Here is an 18,769-nt window from a genome sequence, read left to right as displayed (position 1 = left end):
GAGGAGAAGGTTGGCACCGGAACGGGGGCGAGCGTTGGCACCTACCGGAGCGGGGGAGCGGCCGTCGAGCAAGCTCGACGCTACAAAGGCGGGCGCGTTACAGGGCCTGACGGCCGGGCGCGGTAGAATCCCCGGCCATCCCAGAACCACCGGATCCCGATGAGCCCCAGCCCCGCCGAACGCGCCGAAGACCTTCGCCGGCAGATCGCCCAGGCCAACCGCGCCTACCACGAGCTGGACGCGCCGGAGATCCCCGACGTCGACTACGACCGGATGGTGCGCGAGCTGGAAGCGCTGGAGCGCGAGCACCCGGAACTGGCCCGTGCCGACAGCCCGACCCAGCAGGTCGGTGCGCGCCCCTCCGGCCGCTTCCCGGAAGTGCGCCACGCGGTACCGATGTTGTCGCTGTCCAATGCCTTCAGCGACGAGGAGGTGGCCGATTTCGTGCGTCGCATCGATGAGCGCCTGGGCCGCCGCAGCCTGCAGTTCTCGGCCGAGCCGAAGATGGACGGCCTGGCGATCAGCCTGCGCTACGAGGATGGTCATTTCGTGCTCGGCGCGACCCGTGGCGATGGCAGTACCGGCGAGGACGTGACCGCCAACCTGCGCGAGATCGGTGACATTCCCAAGCGCCTGCACGGCAAGGACTGGCCGGATGTGCTGGAGGTGCGCGGCGAGGTCTACATGGCCCGTGCCGACTTCGAGGCCTACAACGAACGTGCACGCCTGCAGGGCGGCAAGGTGCTGGCCAATCCGCGCAACGCGGCGGCCGGTTCGCTGCGCCAGCTCGACCCGAAGATCAGTGCGCAGCGCAGGCTGAGTTTCTTCGCCTACGGCATTGGCGAAGTGCAGGGCGGCGAGCTGCCCGACACCCATTCGGGTACCCTGGCCCAGCTCGGTGCCTGGGGCTTCCCGGTCAGTGAGCTGTGCATGGTGGTGGAAGGCACCGACGGCCTGCTCGGTTACTACCGCGATATCGGTGAGCGCCGCGATGGCCTGCCGTTCGATATCGATGGCGTGGTCTACAAGCTCGATGACCGTGCGGGTCAGCAGGCGATGGGCTTCGTTTCGCGAGCGCCGCGCTGGGCCATCGCGCACAAGTTCCCGGCGCAGGAACAGAGCACCACGGTGGAGGCGATCGAGATCCAGATCGGCCGCACCGGTGCCGCCACCCCGGTCGCGCGCCTGGCGCCGGTGGCCGTGGCCGGCGTGATCGTGTCCAACGCCACGCTGCACAACGCCGATCAGATCGCACGCCTGGACGTCCGCGTCGGTGACAGCGTGATCGTGCGCCGTGCGGGCGACGTGATCCCGGAAGTGGTCAGCGTCATCCTCGACCGGCGCCCGCAGGGCACCACGCCGTGGCAGATGCCGACGCGCTGCCCGGTGTGCGGCTCGGAAATCGTGCGCGAGGAGGGTGCAGCCGCATGGCGCTGTTCGGGTGAGCTGTCCTGCCCTGCGCAGCGCAAGGAGGCCATTGCCCATTTCGCCTCGCGCCGCGCGATGGATATCGACGGCCTCGGCGACAAGTACATCGAAACCCTGGTCGACGCCGGCATCGTCAAGAGCGTGGCCGATCTGTACCGCCTCAGCCGTGACCAGCTGTTGCACCTGAAGCTGGTGCTGGACGCCGAGGATCCGTCGGCACTGGCCGCTGCGCTGAAGTTGCACCTGCCCGCCGAGGGCAGTGGTGCGGTGCTCAATGCGGTGCTCAAGCTGGACGGCAACGATCCGGGCTGGCGCGCGCAGGCGCTGGCGCAGCCGGCCAGCTTCGAATGGAACACGAAGAAGATCGCCACCAAGTGGGCCGACAACCTGATCGCAGCGATCGACGCCAGCCGAGCCGCCACGCTGGAGCGCCTGCTGTTCGCGCTCGGCATCGAACATGTGGGCGAAAGCACGGCCAAGGCGCTGGCGCAGTGGTTCGGTGACCTGGAACTGATCCGCCACCTGCCGTGGCCGTTGTTCAAGCGCGTGCCGGACATCGGTGGCGAAGTGGCGCGGTCGCTCGGCCACTTCTTCGAGCAGCAGGGCAACCAGCAGGCCATCGATGACCTGCTGCAGGTCGGCCAGGTGCGCATCAGCGATGTGCACGCGCCCAGCGCCAAGCTGCGCGAAGGCCTGGATCTGGCGCAGCTGCTGGTCGAGTCGGAGATCCCCGGCATCACCCGCCTGCGCGCGGAAAAGCTGATCGCCGTGTTGCCTGGTGCTCAGGCGGTGCTCGACGCCGAGCATGGCCAGTTCGTCAACGCCGGGTTGCCGGATGACACGGCGCGCGGGCTGGCCGAGTGGCTGGACGCCGATGGCCACGGTGCGATGCTGTTGGCCGCCGAGAACGCGATGCGGCAGATCCTGGCCAAGGCGCCGGCGCTGGCCGAGATCGTGGCCGGTCCGCTGGACGGGCAGACCGTGGTGCTGACCGGCACCCTGGCCCAGCTCACCCGCGATGCGGCCAAGGAGCGCCTGGAGGCCCTCGGTGCCAAGGTGTCCGGCAGCGTTTCAAAGAAGACCAGTTTCGTGGTGGCCGGCACAGAGGCAGGCTCCAAGCTGGACAAGGCGCAGTCGCTGGGTGTGCCGGTGTGGGACGAGGACCGCCTGCTGGCCTATCTTGCCGAACACGAATGATGACCCCGTCGGGTGCTCCCGCACCCGGCATGAAACACGAAGGAACACCGATGCAGACCGCCCCGCTGGATTTCCGCCTGGCCACCCGTGCTGACGAGGAGCTGCTGATCGCGTTGATGCGCGAGTTCTACGCCGAAGACAGGATCGACTTCGACGACGCGCGCGTGCGTCGCGGCGTGGATGCACTGCTGGCCGACCCACGCAACGGCGAAGTGCTGTTGTGGCTGGACGAGGCGGGCGAGGTGGTCGGTTACGCAGTGATCGCGATGGGCTTCAGCCTGGAACAGGGCGGCCACTTCATGCTGCTGGACGAGCTGTACCTGGCCCACCGTGCGCGCGGTCGTGGCCGCGGCAAGCAGGCGCTGGCGATCTGCGAACAGCGTGCGCGTGGCCGTGGTGTCAGCCGCCTGCGCCTGGAAGTGAACCACCACAACGAACTGGCCCGTCGCCTCTACCTGGCGAGCGGTTACATCGACGACACTCGCGATCTGCTGACCCTGCCGCTGGACCACCCACGCCCGGAGGGCATCCTGTGAGCGAGGCCCTGCTGCGCGCGCTGCAGCAGCGCGCCGCGCTCAATGCGCTGGTCCGGGGCTTCTTCGCCGAACGCGCTGTGCTGGAAGTGGAAACGCCGATCCTGTCGGTGGCCGGCAACACCGAGCCGAACATCGACAGCTTCCATACCGATTTCACCGGCCATGTCGATGCCGGCGGACGCCGCCGCTGGCTGCGCACCTCGCCGGAGTATCCGCTCAAGCGCCTGCTGGCGGCAGGTGTGGGTGACTGTTACGAACTGGGCCGGGTGTTCCGCAATGGCGAGGCGGGCGGCCGCCACAACCCGGAATTCACCATGCTGGAGTGGTACCGGGTTGGCTGGGATCATCATCGCCTGGTGCAGGAGACCGCCGAGCTGGTTGCCCAGGCGCTGGCGCTGGTCGGACGCAGTGCGACGCTGCGCGTGCTGAGCTACCGCGAGCTCTTCCGGCAGTACGTGGGTGTGGACCCGTTCGAGGCCGATGAGGCTGCATTGCGGGTCGCGCTGGGCGAGGTGCACATCGATCCGGTCGGGTTGACCCGTGACGACTGGCTGGACCTGTTGATGACCCATCGCATCCAGCCGCACTTCGATGACGCGGTGATGACCGTGGTCCACGATTGGCCCGCCAGCCAGGCCGCGCTGGCGCGCATCCGCCCCGGCACGCCGCCACTGGCCGAGCGTTTCGAGCTGTACCTGGGCGCGGTGGAACTGGCCAACGGCTATCACGAACTGAACGACGCCGGCGAACAGCGCGCGCGTTTCCAGCGTGACCAGCAGCGGCGCCACGAGCGCGGCCAGGTGCAGCCGGCACTGGACGAAGCGTTGCTGGCCGCATTGCCGTCGATGCCGGCCTGCGCCGGCGTTGCGGTGGGTGTGGATCGCCTGCTGATGGCGATGAACCGCACGCCGCGCATCGCCGACGTGCTGGCCTACGACTTTGCCCACGCATGAGCGACGTGCGTTCCTGAACGTCGAAGACTGAACGGAATTCCGTGTTTCCGCGCTTGCTTCGGTAAGCAGGATGATGCTCTTATCACGGCAGATGCCGGACACTGGCACGCAGTTCATCCATTCCTGCTGGGGAAGGCTTTGGTCAAGTGGTTTGCGGTTGTCGCTGCACCGGTGTACTCCATCGCGCTCTGGGGTGCCTGGCTGCCGTCATCGGCATCTGCCCAGCAGGCCGGCTACGACGGTGAAGTGGTGACCTGTGAATCACGCGACATGGGCTGGGTGCATTGCGATATCGATGTCAGCAACGGCATCGACCTGGTGCGCCAGCTCTCCAACAGCAGCTGCATCCGTGGCAGCGAATGGGGCACCGACCGCAGCGGCGTGTGGGTCACGCTGGGCTGCCGCGCCGAGTTCCGCGCGCGCCGTGCTGCAGGTGCCGCGCCCGCAGCCAGCGAGGGCAAGCGCCTGGTCCGTCGCGTGGTGCGTTGTGAATCCAATGGCCGCCCGCAGAGTTGCCCGGTGCGCCTGGATGGCGCGCCAGTGCGGCTGCTGCGCCAGCTGTCGGCGCTGCCATGCCGCGAAGGGCAGGGCTGGGGCTACAAGCGCAATGAAGTCTGGACCAGCCGCGGTTGCCAGGGGGACTTCGAAGTGGCTGACGAGGATGGCCGATTCGTCGACGTACCACGCCGGCTGACCTGTGAATCGAAGTCGAAGAAGCGCCGCTTCTGCGGTGCCAGCATCTCGGTCGGTGCCGCTGTCGTCGAGCAGCTGTCCAGCACGCCGTGCGAGGAAGGCAGTACCTGGGGCTGGAGTCGCAACGGCATCTGGGTGGACGGCGGCTGCCGCGCCGAATTCTCGGTGAATTGAGTCCGGGCGGGCTCCAACCCCGGGGGGCGTGGCCCTACAATGGGCCCATGAACACTGCCTCCGACATCGACTACGCCCGTTACGACCACATCCGCCCGATCCTGTGGACCGGCGATGCCCTGCAACTGCTGGACCAGCGCAAGCTGCCGTTCGTGGTCGAGCATGTGGTCTGCCATGACAGTGACGAAGTGGCTGCGGCCATCCACGCGTTGACCGTGCGTGGTGCGCCGGCAATCGGCATTGCCGCCGCCTGGGGCGTGGTACTGGCGGCGCGCGAAGTGCAGGCCGCCGACGGTGCACATGCCCTGCAGCAGCTGGAGCCGGCGCTGCAGCGCCTGAACGCCTCGCGTCCGACCGCCGTCAATCTGGCCTGGGCGCTGGCGCGCATGCGCCGTTGCCTGAATGCCGCCGGTGCTGACTGGAAGGCGAAGCTGGAGGCGGAAGCGCAGGCCATCGCCGAGGAAGACCTGGCCGCCAACCGCCATATGGGCGCGCTGGGCGCAGGCCTGATCGAAGCCGGCAGCGGCGTGCTGACCCACTGCAACACCGGCTCGCTGGCCACCGCCGGCTTCGGCACCGCGCTGGGCGTGATCCGTGCCGGCATGGCCCAGCATCGCATCGCCCGCGTGTTCGCCGGCGAAACCCGGCCGTGGTTGCAGGGCGCGCGCCTGACCGTGTGGGAGCTGCAGCAGGATGGCATTGACGCCACGCTGATCGCCGATTCGGCTGCCTCGCACCTGATGAAGACCGGTGCTGTGCAGTGGGTGATCGTCGGTGCCGACCGCATCTGCGCCAACGGCGATACCGCCAACAAGATCGGAACCTACCAGCTGGCCATCGCTGCGCGCCATCACGGCGTGAAGTTCATGGTCGTGGCGCCGTCCTCGACGGTGGACATGGAGACTGTTGACGGCAGCCAGATCGAGATCGAGCAGCGCGATCCGGGCGAGCTGTACGGTTTGGGCGGCACCCGCACCGTGGCCGAGGGCATCGCTGCCTGGAACCCGGTGTTCGACGTCACCCCGGGCGAGCTGATCGACGCCATCGTGACCGAGCGCGGGGTGATCCTGAACCCGACCGCCGGGAACATGCGCGCCGCCTTCGGCGGCTGATGGACAGCGGGGTCGGAGCCCTTTCCGCAGGAAAGGGCTCCGACCCCGGCCCCGGTAGTGCCGGCCGCTGGCCGGCAACCCCCTAAGTTCCTGATTTGTGCAGGTAAAATCCCCGTAAAGGGAGGCGGAAAACGGCCTGTTGTGGTAGTATCCACAGGTTGAATCGAGGTTCCGGCGCGACCCCCTCCCGCAGAGGGCTGCGCCGGACTGGACCGCTACCAGACAACGGAACCCGAATGGCAGAAACCGCCAAGGAAATCATCCAGGTCAACCTGGAAGACGAGATGCGCAAGAGCTACCTCGATTACGCCATGAGCGTGATCGTGGGCCGCGCGCTCCCGGATGCGCGCGACGGCCTCAAGCCGGTGCATCGCCGCGTGCTGTTCGCGATGAATGAACTGAACGCGCACAGCAACAAGCCCTACTTCAAGTCGGCGCGTATCGTCGGTGACGTCATCGGTAAGTACCACCCGCATGGCGACCAGTCGGTGTACGACACGCTGGTGCGCCTGGCACAGCCGTTCTCGCTGCGCTACATGCTGGTCGATGGCCAGGGTAACTTCGGCTCCATCGATGGCGACTCCGCCGCGGCGATGCGATACACCGAAGCGCGCATGTCGCGCCTCGCGCATGAGCTGATGGCCGACATCGACAAGGAAACCGTCGATTTCCAGCCCAACTACGACGAAAAGGAACTGGAGCCGACGGTCATGCCGACCCGGTTCCCGAACCTGCTGGTCAATGGTTCGGCCGGTATCGCGGTGGGCATGGCGACCAACATCCCGCCGCACAACCTGAGCGAATCGATCAACGCCTGCATCGCGCTGATCGACAACCCGGAAATCGACGTCGACGGCCTGATGGAGTACATCCCGGGCCCGGATTTCCCGACTGCCGGCATCATCAATGGCACCGCCGGCATCGTCGCCGGCTATCGCACCGGCCGCGGCCGTGTGCGCATCCGTGCCAAGGCCGATATCGAAGTGGCCGACAACGGCCGCGAATCGATCATCGTCACCGAAATTCCTTACCAGGTGAACAAGGCGCGTCTGATCGAGAAGATCGCCGAGCTGGTCAAGGAAAAGAAGATCGAAGGCATCAGCGAGCTGCGCGATGAGTCCGACAAGGACGGCATGCGCATCTACATCGAGATCAAGCGCGGTGAATCTGCCGAGGTTGTGCTGAACAACCTGTACCAGCAGACGCAGATGGAATCGGTGTTCGGCATCAACATGGTGGCGCTGGTCGACGGCCGCCCGCAGTTGATGAACCTCAAGCAGATGCTGGAGGCGTTCGTCCGCCACCGTCGCGAAGTGGTCACCCGCCGCACTGTGTTCGAGCTGCGCAAGGCGCGCGCCCGTGCCCACGTGCTGGAAGGCCTGACCGTCGCGCTGGCCAACATCGACGAGATGATCGAACTGATCAAGACCTCGCCGAACCCGAACGAAGCACGCGAGCGCATGCTGGCACGCGTGTGGGAGCCGGGCCTGGTCGGTGCCATGCTGGGTGCTGCCGGTGCCGAAGCCTCGCGCCCGGAAGACCTGCCCAAGGGCGTGGGCCTGATCGAGGGCGGCTACCAGCTGACCGAGATCCAGGCCACCCAGATCCTGGAAATGCGCCTGCACCGCCTGACCGGGCTGGAGCAGGACCGCCTGACCGACGAGTACAAGCAGTTGCTGGAAGTGATCGCCGGGCTGATCCACATCCTGGAAGATCCCGACCGCCTGCTGCAGGTGATCCGCGAAGAGCTGGTCAGCGTCAAGGCCGAGTTCGGCGACGAGCGTCGTACCGAGATCCGCCACAGCGAAGAAGACCTGGACATCCTCGACCTGATCGCGCCGGAAGACGTGGTGGTCACTGTGTCGCATGCCGGTTACGTGAAGCGCCAGCCGGTCAGCGTTTACCGCGCGCAGCGCCGTGGTGGCCGTGGCCGCAGTGCGGCGGCGACCAAGGAAGAGGATTTCATCGAACAGCTGTGGCTGGTCAACACGCACGACACGCTGCTGACCTTCACCAGTTCGGGCAAGGTGTTCTGGCTGCCGGTCTACCAGCTGCCCGAAGCCGGTTCCAACGCTCGTGGCCGTCCGATCATCAACTGGATTCCGCTGGAGCCCGGTGAACGCGTGCAGGCCGTGCTGCCGGTGCGCGAGTACGCCGATGGCCAGTTCGTGTTCTTCGCTACGAAGAACGGTACGGTCAAGAAGACCCCGCTGGGTGAGTTCGCCTTCCGTCTGGCCCGCGGCAAGATCGCGATCAACCTGGACGAGGGCGATGCGCTGGTCGGCGTCGGCCTGACCGACGGTGAGCGCGACATCCTGCTGTTCGCCTCCAACGGCAAGACCGTGCGCTTCGGTGAGGACAAGGTCCGCTCGATGGGCCGTACCGCCACCGGCGTGCGTGGCATCAAGATGCCGGCCGGCGAGGAAGTGGTCAGCCTGATCGTGGCCGAGAGTGCCGGTGGCATTGAGGACGAGAACGAGGACGACAACGGTGTCGAGGAAGCTGCCGCCACGGGCGATGCGGTGATCGACGGCGCCGACGACGCCAGCGTGCAGTACATCCTCACCGCCACCGAGAACGGCTACGGCAAGCGCACCCCGCTGCCGGACTACCCGCGCAAGGGCCGTGGTACGCAGGGCGTGATCGGCATCCAGACCACCGAGCGCAACGGCAAGCTGGTCGCCGCGGTGCTGATGGGTTCGGATGACGAAGTGCTGCTGATCTCCGATGGCGGCACCCTGGTGCGTACCCGTGGCTCGGAAATCAGCCGCGTCGGCCGCAACACCCAGGGCGTGACCCTGATCCGCCTGTCCAAGGACGAGAAGCTGCAGGCGGTGGAGCGCATGGATGCCTCGATCGACGAGGACGAGGACGAGGTGGCAGTCGCTGCCCCGGCCGCGGCCACGACCGATGGCGCCCCGGCGGCTGCCAGCAGCGAGGACGCCGCGCAGGAGTGATCCTGCTGCGAGCCTGAGGTACCCGACGACGCCGGCCCTGTGCCGGCGTCGTCGTATCCGGATGCGGCATATACGCGCGCGCTTCACGTCGGCGGTGGGATAACGGCGCATGCTGCCCCGGAGATCGACGATGTCCGCCACGCCGCCGTCCGCTCCAGCTCCCGTCCGCGCTGCCCGGCATCCTCTGGTTACCGTGCTGTCGCTGCTGCTGGTCGTGCTCGGCCTGGTCATCGGCGGGCTCGGCGCGTGGCTGCTCAGCCTTGGCGGCTCGGCGTACTACGCCATCGCCGGGCTCGGCCTGCTGGCCAGCGGCATCCTGTTGTTCGGCAACCGCCGCAGCGGTGCATTGCTGTATGCGCTGGTGTTCACCGGTACGCTGCTGTGGACCTGGTGGGAGTCGGGCAGCGACTACTGGCGCTGGGTGCCGCGGCTGGGCCTGGTGACCGCACTTGGCATCGTGCTGGCCTTGCTGGCGCCCACCCTGCACGAGCCGGTCTCCAAGCGCTTGTCGCGCAGTGTGGCGGGCGTGCTGATGCTGGTGTTCGTGGCCGCCTTCGGCCTGGCCTTTGCGCCGCATGGTGAAGTGGACGGGCACCTGCCGTTCCCGGAAGGCGCAGTCAGCGCCGGACTGGAACCTACGCGCGATACCACGGGCCTGCAGCCGGCTGACCAGCCCGCCGAGGGCGACTGGCCGGCGTGGGGCCGCAGCAATGCGGCCACCCGCTATTCGCCGCTGCAGCAGATCACCCCGGCCAATGTGGCCACGTTGCAGCTGGCCTGGCAGTTCCGCACCGGCGATATGCCGAAGAAGCGCTGGGGCGCGGAAACCACCCCGCTGAAGATCGGCGACCGGCTGTACCTGTGCACCGCGCGCAACCGACTGATCGCGCTTGACGCTGCCAGCGGCAAGGAACTGTGGCGGTTCGATCCAAAGGTGAAGGATGCCTCGATTCCCTATACCGCTGCCTGTCGTGGTGTGAGTTATTACGAACAATCGAGCGCACCGACCGTGGCCGATGCGGTGCTGGCCGATGTCGCCGCTGATCTGGCGCTGCCGGAACCGCCGCCCAGCGTCACCCGCAGCGCTGCACCGGGCAGTCGTCCGGCGTGCTGGGCGCGCATCATTGAAGGCACGCTGGACGGTCGCATCATCGCGGTGGACGCGGACAGCGGCCATCCCTGCGCCAACTTCGGCAACAACGGCCAGGTCGACATCACCTTGGGGATGGGCGAGGTGCCACCGGGTTACGTGTCGATCACCTCGCCACCGGCCATCGTGCGCGGCGTGATCGTGACCGGTCATCAGGTGCTGGACGGGCAGCGCCGCGATGCGCCCTCGGGCGTGATCCAGGCGTACGACGCCATCACCGGCAAGCTGCGCTGGGCGTGGGACATGGACCAGCCCGAGCGCAGCGGCCTGCCGCCGCGCGAGCAGACCTATACGCGCGGCACGCCGAACATGTGGACCACCGCCACCGGTGATGAAGCGCTGGGCCTGGTCTACCTGCCGCTGGGCAATTCAGCCGCCGACTACTGGAGCGGCTCGCGCACGGAGAACCAGAATCGCTATGCGACCTCGCTGGTGGCGATCGACGTGGCCACCGGCAAGCCGGTCTGGCATTTTCAGGCGGTGCGCAAGGATGTGTGGGACTACGACCTGGGTTCGCAGGCCAGCCTGATCGACTACCCGACGGCGGCGGGCAAGGTGCCGGCGATCCTGCTGCCGACCAAGCAGGGTGACATGTACATCCTCGATCGCCGCAACGGCCAGCTCCTGACCGCCGCCGAAGAGCGCAAGGTGCCGGTGGGCGGCGTCGAACCCGAGCAGCGTTCACCCACCCAGCTGTTTTCGCTGTACCACACGCTGCGCCGCGAACATGACCTGACCGAGCGTGACATGTGGGGCATCACCCCGATCGACCAGCTGGTCTGCCGCATCCAGTTCCGCAAGGCGTACTACGAGGGTTTCTATACGCCGCCGAGCAGCGAGCGCCATTCCATCGAGTACCCCGGCTACAACGGCGGCTCGGACTGGGGCAGCGTGTCCATCGATACGCGCCGCGGCGTGATCGTGGCCAACTACAACGACATGCCCAACTACAACCGGCTGGTGCCACGTGCCGAGGCTGACCGGTTGGGCTGGCTGCCACGCGAGAAGATCCGGTTCGACAAAGGCGGTGCCGAAGGCGCGGGCGACCCGCAGGTGGGCACGCCGTATGGCATCCAGGTCAACGCTGGCTGGCGACTGCCGTTCACCGGCCTGCTGTGCAAGCAGCCCCCCTATGGCGGTATCCGTGCCATCGACCTGCGCACCGGCAAGCTGCTGTGGGACCGCCCGTTCGGCAGTGCGCGCGGCAACGGACCGTTCGGCATCCGTTCCGGCCTGCCGATCGAGATCGGCACGCCGAACAATGGCGGTTCGGTAGTCACCGCCAGCGGCCTGATCTTCATTGCGGCCGCCACTGATGATCTGCTGCGCGCGATCGACCTGAAGACCGGCAAGGAGCTGTGGCACGCCAAGCTGCCGGCGGGCGGGCAGGCCAACCCGATGGTGTACGAACAGGGTGGCCGCCAGTACGTGGTGATCATGGCCGGCGGCCACCATTTCATGGAAACCCCGAACGGCGATTACGTGATGGCGTTTGCGTTGCCGAGGTAACCGCAACGGGGGCGGTGGGCCGCCCCCATTGCATGACACGGGATTACACCGTGACCACCACCTTGCCGATCTGCTCGTTCGATTCCAGGTAACGGTGTGCTTCCTGGATCTGCGCGAACGGGAACACCTTGGCGATCATCGGCGCCAGCACGCCCTTGTCCAGGCCATCGAGGATGAAGGCTTTGGCACGCGCCAGCGCGGCATCGTCGGAGACGATTTCCGAGTACAGGTAGCCCTTCAGCGTCAGCGACTTGCCCAGCACGTTGAACAGCGGGAACGGCGTGGGTTCGCTGCTCAGCGCGCCGTATTCCAGCAGGATGCCGCCACGTGCCATCGCTTCGGTCAGCGGAACGAACTGCGGGCCACCGATCGGATCGAACACCACGCGGGCGCCGGCGCCACCGGTGATGCGCGCTACTTCGGCCACCAGATCCTGCTCCTGGGTGGCGATGACGTGGGCGGCACCGGCATCGAGCAGGGCCTGGCGCTTGCCCGGGCCGCGGGTGACCGCGATCGGCGTGGCGCCCACCGCATTGGCGATCTGGATCGCGGCCAGGCCAACGCTGCTGCTGGCAGCGGTGATGATGACGAAATCCCCAGCGGACAGGTGCGCCTGCTCCAGCAGCGCGCCCCAGGCGGTGACGTACTGCATCCACACCGCAGCAGCCGTTTCAAAGTCCAGCGCCTGCGGGTGCTTGACCACCAGTCGAGCCGGCACATTGGCCAGCTCGCCGTAGGTGCCCCAGCGCGCGATGTCCAGCGGCGGTATCACGCTGACCGCATCGCCTGCTGCGAAGCCGCTCACCGCACTGCCGACCGCTTCGACAATGCCGGCCGCTTCGTAGCCCAGCCGGCTGGGGAACTGCGCTTCCTGCAGATAGGCGCCGTTGCGGAACATCACCTCAGCGCGGTTCAGGCCGATCGCCCTCACCCGGATCTGGACTTCGTCAGGCGCGGGGGCGGGAACGTCGATATCGTCGATGCGCAGCACATCGGCGGTGCCATATTCGTGGATGCGGACAACCTGGCTCATGGGGGACTCCGAGGAAGGGCCGACGAGGGCGCCGGCGAAAGGGTGAGCGCTACTGTGCGCGTAGTCTGCAACCAGAATAAGGGGTAATCTGGCGTTTCATTGAAAAACAATTGTTTGCAATGGACCTGATCGTTCCGCTCCGGACCTTCGCCAAGGTAGCCGAGGTCGGCTCTTTCGCCGCCGCTGCCGAGGCATTGGACCTGTCGCCGCAGCTGGTCGGCAAGCACATCCAGGCGCTGGAGCAGCATCTGGGCGTGCGCCTGCTCAACCGCACCACGCGCAAGCAGAGCCTGACCGACTTCGGCCAGGCCTATCTGGCACGGGCACGGGTGATCCTGGAGGAAGTGGAGGGCGCCGAGCAATTGGCGGAAGTGGCGCGCGGACGGCCGATGGGACGCCTGCGCATCAGCGCGCCGGTCACCTTTGGCGTGCACGCGCTCGGCCCGGCAGTGGTGGCTTACATGCAGCAGTACCCGGATGTGCAGGTCGATCTGAACCTGTCCAACAGCCTGGTGGACATCGTCGAGGACGGCTACGACCTGGTGTTCCGTACCGGTGACCTGGCCGACAGCGGGCTGGTGGCACGGCGATTGGGGCCGTATCCGCTTGTGCTGTGCGCATCGCCGGCCTACCTGGCGTCGCGTCCGCCGATTACCCACCCGAGTGACCTGAGCCGGCACGAGTGCCTGGGCTTCGCGCATTCGATCATCCGCACCCGCTGGAGCTTCCGCGATGCCGATGGCAGCGTGTTGAGCGTGCCGGTGTCCAGCCGCTTCATGGTCAATCAGGCCGAGCCGCTGTTGACGGCGGCCGTGGGTGGTCTGGGATTGATCCTGCAGCCCTACGAAATGCTTGCCGCCGCGCTGGCGCGTGGTGAGCTGGTGGAAGTGCTCCCGGACCATGTGCCGGTATCGACCTGGATCAACCTGGTGTACCCGCGCGATCGCCAGCTGACGCCCAAGCTGCGCAGCTTCCTGGACTTCTGCGTGGCACGATTTACTGAGCAGACGATGGCAAGGCGATAGCGTGGCATCGATCAGCGTCCCCATGTTCCCATGCGAAGGACTCGCCCCGTGATGTCTCTCCCGTTGCCGCAGCATGTGGCCGGCGTCCTGCTGCTGGCGTCCTTTTCCAGCGCCAGCGCGCTTGCGCAACAGACACCTGCGCAGGCGTTGGCCGAGTGGGAGGTGCAAGGGCGCGCGGATGGCCTGGCGCGACCTGATATCGAATGCCAGGATTTCCTGCAGGCGTTGGGGCGGAAGCCGGCAGGGCTGGAGTACGTGGGCTGCAGCCAGGACGACGCGTCCTACATCAAACCCATGCAAGCCCACTACCGCGTTGCAGGCGCCCGTGCCGAGCGGGTCGAGGCGTATCTGCATGCGACGTTCGGCATGCCGATGTTGCGCTACACCTGCTGTGGCTGGAGCAATGGTGCGCCGTACAGCTGGCGCGAAGGTGCAGACACGGTGAGGTACCAGATCGGGATGGGTGTGGAATCGCTGCCGCATGAGCGGAGCGAGTGGGAACGCATCGAAGCATTCGACGTGACGGTTGAGGTGTTGCGGCAGCGTCCCTAGCGTGGATGCGGCGGGCCGATCCATCGTCTAGGATGCGCCCAGGGATACCCGCAAAGGAATTGCCATGAAGACTGTTGGACGCCTGTTTCTCTGCAATGCGCTGGCCTGTTTGGTCCTGGTTGCCACATCGGCGTTTCCGCCAGCTGGCGCAGCATCTTCCGAGCGCGAACATCCACGTGCGCAGGATGCCATCGATGACTGGCTTGCGGCCTTCAATGCAAGCAGCCTCGAGGCGTTGCAGGCATTCGCCGACAGATATGCGAAGCAGGAAGGCAGCACTCCCAAGGACTATCTTGAGTTCCGCGAGAGCACAGGCCCGCTGAGTGTGCTGGAAACACTCGAGAGCGCGCCCAGCCAGGCGAAGCTGCTGGTGAGGGGCCAGCTGAGCGAACGTGTGATGTGGGTGACGGCGGTCATGGACCCGGCCAACCCGTCGCACTTGAAGCAGTTCCAGATCGAGGGCACTGAAACGCCGGACAAGTACAAGCCGGAACGGGTTGCTTTGCCCGCGCTGATGGCCGATGCCACAGCAAAACTGGAGGCGCTGCGGGCGCAGGACGCGTTGTCGGGTGCATTGCAGGTGGCACGGAACGGCAAGGTGCTGCTGGACTGGCGCGGTGGCAATGCCGATCGCACCGCTGGCATTCCAGTGGCCGTGGATACGCAGTTCCGCCTTGCATCCTCCAACAAAATGTTCACCGCGGCGGCCATCCTGCAGCTGGTGCAGGAGGGCAGGCTCAATCTCGATGGCACGATCGGCAAGTACCTGCCGGACTATCCGAACAGGGCGGTCGCCAACAGCGTGACCGTACGCCAGCTGCTGTCACATACCAGTGGCCTGGGCGATTTCTTCGGCGACGATTTCGAGCAGTATTCCGCGTCCTTGAAGACGCTGGATGACTATGTGCAACGCTTTGCCAAGGATGCACCGCAGTTCACGCCGGGCAGCCAGGACAGCTATTCGAACTATGGCTTCATCGTATTGGGGCGCATCATCGAAGCGGTTTCGGGGCAGTCGTACTACGCGTATGTGGAGATGCACATCCTGCGCCCGGCCGGTATGACCGGCACCGGCTTCGAGCCGGAAACAACGAGCGTCCCGCAGCGTGCCGTCGCCTACACGAAGAAGGATGGGCAATGGGTCCGTGAAACGAAGTCGCTGCCCTGGCGCGGCATGTCAGCCGGCGGTGGCTACAGCACGGTAAGCGACATGGTGACGTTTGCCGAGGCTTTGCGCAGTGGGAAGCTGGTCTCACCTGCGTTGCTGCAACAGGCCACCACGGCGCAGAACCACAAGGGCTGGTACGGATTCGGCTTCGTGGTGCAGGGCGCGGGCAGGGAACACCAGTACGGTCACGAAGGCGGTGCGCCTGGATCGAACAGCGCTATCGTGGTGCTGCCCGCGCAGGGCTATGTGATTGTTGGCCTGGCCAATGTCGATCCGGATGCGATCGGCAACGTGGTCAACTACATCGCGCGAAGAGTGCCGCTGTAGGCCCGAGCGACTGTGCTGCAGCGATGTTGACGCTGGGGCAGGTGGCGGACCAGAATCGGGCCATGAACCGATTGCTTCCCGTGGTATGTCTGGTCGCCAGCATGGTGCTCCTGCTGCGCGGGGTGCACGTGATACTCAAGGGTGTCCCGGCGATGGCCAGCGAAGGTACCAGTGCGGCGTATGCGCGAGGCTACCTGCATGGACAGGCGGCAGCCGGGTGGGTGTTGATTGCCGCTGCGGTAGCCTGTGCACTCATTGCCTGGCACAGGGCGCGCGCCAGGAAGTGAGAGGCCGGCGCATCAGCGCGGCACCCGCACCATCTTCGTCATCAAGTGTTCCACCACACCCGCCGGGTCGGCCGTGCGGCCCACATGCGTGCTCGACATCTGCACGACCGAGCTGCGCTTTGCGGTAAGGAAGTGGAAGCGGGCACGTGCGGGCAGTTGCGCGATTGGTCCGGCGCTGGCGTCGCCGCGGCAGATGGCCACGATCGCATCCAGCCACGGCTGCAGCGCCTCCTGGTCCAGCGCCGGCGCGAAGGCCCGCAGGCGCGCAGGATCGATCTCGATGGCCGCCTCCAGGTGACGCGCGCCAGGACAGGAGACGATCACCCCGACGTTGATGAATTCCTCGCGTTCCACCCGCGGTACCACGCGGATGACCGCGTAGTCATACGTGTGCAGCGTGGGCACGGATGGCCTCCTGCACGAACACCGCACGCACTTTCAGGCGATGCTTGAGATAGTCGATATAGCCTTGGCGATAGGCCTGCGGACTGTCGAATGCCGGCTCGTTGACCAGCCAGCTGTCCGGCACCAGGCCGACGATGCGCTCGATCTCGGCATCGGTCAGGCGCGCGGCCAGCTCGGCATCCACCTCGGCGATACGGCTGGCGAACGACAGCAGCACATGGTCGCGGATCAGCACGAACGGCTTTTCGCAGGCATCGCCAGCGTTGGCCCAGTCGTGGTGGAAATACATCGCCGCGCCGTGGTCGATCAGGTACAGCTTGCGGTGCCACACCATCAGGTTGGGGTTGCGCGTGGTGCGATCGACATTGCTGGTGAATGCATCGAACCAGACGATGCGCGAGGCCAGGTCCGCATCCACCGGCATCGCTGCCGGGTCGTAGTTGATCGCGCCGGGCAGGTAGTCCAGGCCCAGGTTCAGGCCCTCGCTGGCGCGGATCAGCTCCTGGATTTCCGGGTCCGGTTCGGTGCGGGCGAACTCGCGGTCCAGTTCCACGAACAGGATCTCCGGAATCGGCAGGCCCAGGGTGCGCGCCATTTCGCCGGCGATCAGCTCGGCGATCAAGGCCTTCGGGCCCTGGCCGGCGCCGCGGAACTTCAGCACGACCATGCCGTCGTCGTCGGTCTCGACCACGGCCGGCAGGGAGCCACCTTCCCGCAAGGGGGTTATGTAGCGGAGGGCATGTACGGTGCGCATGCGCGCATTCTAGCGTGGGTGCCGCCAAGGGAGCGCCGGGAGCGCCCCGGCGGCTCCATGTCGTTCACCGTCAGTGAGCCAGCGCACCGCGCTGCTGTTCCTGCACCTGCGTGCGGATCTGCTCCTGCAAGGCCTGATCGGCCTGCCGCTGGTTGACCACGGCAAGCGTATCCAGGCTGTCCTGTACGGGGCGTTGCACAGCCTCGGCGGTGGGCGATGACGCGCGCAGCGAGGCCGGATCATCCAGCGGCCCCTTCACCACGAAGATGCTCTGCGCCGCGCCCGCACCATCGGTCTGGCGGCTGAGCACCACATGGTCGACCCGGTCCAGCCCGTTTTCGCGGGCCAGCACCAGCAGGCTGGCGCTCAGGCGCTCGCTGGACGCATCGAAACTGCGTCCGTTGGCAGCATCCAGCGCCGCTACCTTGTCGCGGATCTGCTCGTGCAGGGTACGGTCACGGCCTTCCGCAATCGGCAACGCCATTGCATCACCTGCGGAGGCCGGCTGTGCGGTGATGGGGACATGTGCATGCGTGCCTTCGGTGTGGTCGAAGTAATGCAGCGTCGACGGCGAGGTGCTGGTGTCGAAGTAGGGCTGGCGCGGGGGCGAGCCCTCGCCGAGGTTGAGCCCGTTCTGCTCCAGCAGGCGCTCGTCCAGGCCCAGCTTCTTCATGTTCACTTCCATCCGGCTGACGCCGTCGGGCGCTGGATTCGCGGCCTCGTATCCGCTGGCCAGTTCGATCGCCTGGGCGCCGTAGAAATTCTGGTAGTCCGAATTCCCATGATGGCCCAGGCCGGTGCTGACGCCCTGATCGTAATAGTGCCTGGCCATTCCCTCGATGTTGGCTGCGGTGGGGGAGATGGTCAGGTCCGCATTGAGGGTCAGCTCCGGGTGCGGGGCATAGGTGATCGGCGGGCCGGGTCGCGACTGGATGACGTCTGTCGAGCGGGTGCTGGCTTCATACAGGTCGCGCAGGGTAGCGTCCGGATTGTTGGCACGTACCTGGCTGACCAGCGCATTCCAGCCCGCGATGTTCGAAGAGGCCTCATCGCGGCGGTTGGCCGCGAGCAGCGTGCCGATGGCCTCGGTGTAATCATGGCTGGTGGTACGGCCTGCGATCTGCTCCACGTCGGCATCGAACTGCACGTAGGCTCGCTCGACATCAGCATCGTTGAAGCCGTGCTGGATCTCGTGACCGAGCACAAAGGCAACCTCGGCGGCGTCGAACCTGTCCGGTGCCGCCGGGGTCGACAAGCTGCTGGCGGGCAGGTTGATGGATTTCGTGCTGGTCTCGTAGGTGCCACCCGCATTGCTTGTGGCGGGCAACAGTTCGAAGCGTTCCAGATGGCCTGCCGCGATGGCGGCGTCCACCTGCTTTGCCAGCACCGGCGAGCCCGCGATGACGCTGCGCAGGTTGTCGACCTGGTCGCTGGTGACGTCGGTCCTGCCGGCGAACTCGCCCAGCAGGCGTTCCGTTTCTGCGGAGAGGATCGTCATTTGATGGCTCC

15 protein-coding genes are annotated in these 18,769 nt (G+C 66.4%); 11 read left to right on the top strand and 4 right to left on the bottom strand.

What is annotated here, in order from left to right; translation table 11 throughout:
• The first annotated feature begins 153 nt into the window (after positions 1–153).
• The 7 genes from ligA to EZ304_RS03725 all read left to right on the top strand — a co-directional run bounded on the left by ligA (position 154) and on the right by EZ304_RS03725 (position 11,709).
• Positions 154–2,625: an NAD-dependent DNA ligase LigA gene (gene ligA, locus EZ304_RS03755; protein ID WP_185959239.1), complete on the top strand. Its 2,472-nt coding sequence runs from the start codon at positions 154–156 to the stop codon at positions 2,623–2,625.
• Positions 2,626–2,675: 50 nt separating this feature from the next.
• Positions 2,676–3,161 carry a GNAT family N-acetyltransferase gene (locus EZ304_RS03750; RefSeq protein WP_024957227.1) on the top strand — a complete coding sequence of 162 codons (486 nt, stop codon included), beginning with the start codon at positions 2,676–2,678 and terminating at the stop codon, positions 3,159–3,161.
• Complete coding sequence (gene epmA / locus EZ304_RS03745) at positions 3,158–4,114, top strand: EF-P lysine aminoacylase EpmA (RefSeq protein ID WP_142806322.1); 957 nt, start codon at positions 3,158–3,160, stop codon at positions 4,112–4,114. The genes EZ304_RS03750 and epmA overlap by 4 nt, the downstream gene beginning before the upstream one ends.
• 138 nt (positions 4,115–4,252) lie before the next feature.
• Positions 4,253–4,981 (top strand): DUF3011 domain-containing protein, encoded by a 729-nt coding sequence (locus EZ304_RS03740; RefSeq protein ID WP_142806321.1) that lies wholly within the window; start codon positions 4,253–4,255, stop codon positions 4,979–4,981.
• A gap of 47 nt (positions 4,982–5,028) precedes the next feature.
• Positions 5,029–6,093, top strand: coding sequence for an S-methyl-5-thioribose-1-phosphate isomerase (gene mtnA / locus EZ304_RS03735; RefSeq protein WP_142806320.1), 1,065 nt, complete (start codon positions 5,029–5,031; stop codon positions 6,091–6,093).
• Positions 6,094–6,329: 236 nt separating this feature from the next.
• Positions 6,330–9,050 (top strand): DNA gyrase subunit A, encoded by a 2,721-nt coding sequence (gene gyrA, locus EZ304_RS03730; protein WP_142806319.1) that lies wholly within the window; start codon positions 6,330–6,332, stop codon positions 9,048–9,050.
• A gap of 130 nt (positions 9,051–9,180) precedes the next feature.
• Positions 9,181–11,709, top strand: a complete 2,529-nt coding sequence (locus EZ304_RS03725) for a membrane-bound PQQ-dependent dehydrogenase, glucose/quinate/shikimate family (RefSeq protein ID WP_142806318.1) — start codon at positions 9,181–9,183, stop codon at positions 11,707–11,709.
• Between the two features lie 43 nt (positions 11,710–11,752).
• Here the strand turns inward: EZ304_RS03725 and EZ304_RS03720 are convergent, their stop codons facing one another.
• The gene (locus EZ304_RS03720; RefSeq protein ID WP_142806317.1) at positions 11,753–12,742 is read right to left on the bottom strand and encodes a zinc-dependent alcohol dehydrogenase family protein; all 990 of its coding nucleotides are present in this window, start codon (positions 12,740–12,742) and stop codon (positions 11,753–11,755) included.
• Between the two features lie 119 nt (positions 12,743–12,861).
• On the opposite strand from EZ304_RS03720, the gene EZ304_RS03715 reads away from it, so the two are divergent.
• The 4 genes from EZ304_RS03715 (at position 12,862) to EZ304_RS03700 (ending at position 16,101) form a co-directional block, all read left to right on the top strand.
• Positions 12,862–13,767, top strand: coding sequence for a LysR family transcriptional regulator (locus tag EZ304_RS03715; protein WP_142806316.1), 906 nt, complete (start codon positions 12,862–12,864; stop codon positions 13,765–13,767).
• A 75-nt stretch (positions 13,768–13,842) separates the two neighbouring features.
• Positions 13,843–14,319, top strand: coding sequence for a DUF4952 domain-containing protein (locus EZ304_RS03710; protein WP_260678230.1), 477 nt, complete (start codon positions 13,843–13,845; stop codon positions 14,317–14,319).
• A 64-nt stretch (positions 14,320–14,383) separates the two neighbouring features.
• Positions 14,384–15,814 carry a serine hydrolase domain-containing protein gene (locus EZ304_RS03705; RefSeq protein WP_142806314.1) on the top strand — a complete coding sequence of 477 codons (1,431 nt, stop codon included), beginning with the start codon at positions 14,384–14,386 and terminating at the stop codon, positions 15,812–15,814.
• A gap of 62 nt (positions 15,815–15,876) precedes the next feature.
• On the top strand, positions 15,877–16,101 hold the full coding sequence (locus EZ304_RS03700) for a hypothetical protein (RefSeq protein WP_142806313.1): 225 nt from the start codon (positions 15,877–15,879) through the stop codon (positions 16,099–16,101).
• A gap of 12 nt (positions 16,102–16,113) precedes the next feature.
• Here EZ304_RS03700 and EZ304_RS03695 read toward each other — a convergent pair whose 3' ends face one another.
• The 3 genes from EZ304_RS03695 to EZ304_RS03685 all read right to left on the bottom strand — a co-directional run bounded on the left by EZ304_RS03695 (position 16,114) and on the right by EZ304_RS03685 (position 18,758).
• On the bottom strand, positions 16,114–16,506 hold the full coding sequence (locus EZ304_RS03695; protein WP_019337307.1) for a DUF3037 domain-containing protein: 393 nt from the start codon (positions 16,504–16,506) through the stop codon (positions 16,114–16,116).
• A complete protein-coding gene (locus tag EZ304_RS03690) occupies positions 16,484–17,260 on the bottom strand; it encodes a HipA family kinase (protein ID WP_142806312.1) in 777 nt (258 codons plus the stop codon). The genes EZ304_RS03695 and EZ304_RS03690 overlap by 23 nt, the downstream gene beginning before the upstream one ends.
• A 70-nt stretch (positions 17,261–17,330) precedes the next feature.
• Positions 17,331–18,758: an XVIPCD domain-containing protein gene (locus tag EZ304_RS03685; protein WP_142806311.1), complete on the bottom strand. Its 1,428-nt coding sequence runs from the start codon at positions 18,756–18,758 to the stop codon at positions 17,331–17,333.
• Between the last annotated feature and the right edge of the window lie 11 nt (positions 18,759–18,769).

The sequence above is a fragment of the Stenotrophomonas maltophilia genome (assembly GCF_006974125.1).
Classification (GTDB): domain Bacteria; phylum Pseudomonadota; class Gammaproteobacteria; order Xanthomonadales; family Xanthomonadaceae; genus Stenotrophomonas; species Stenotrophomonas maltophilia_O.
Note: the sequence above shows the minus strand (reverse complement) of the source record. Positions and strands in the feature narration are given on the sequence as shown.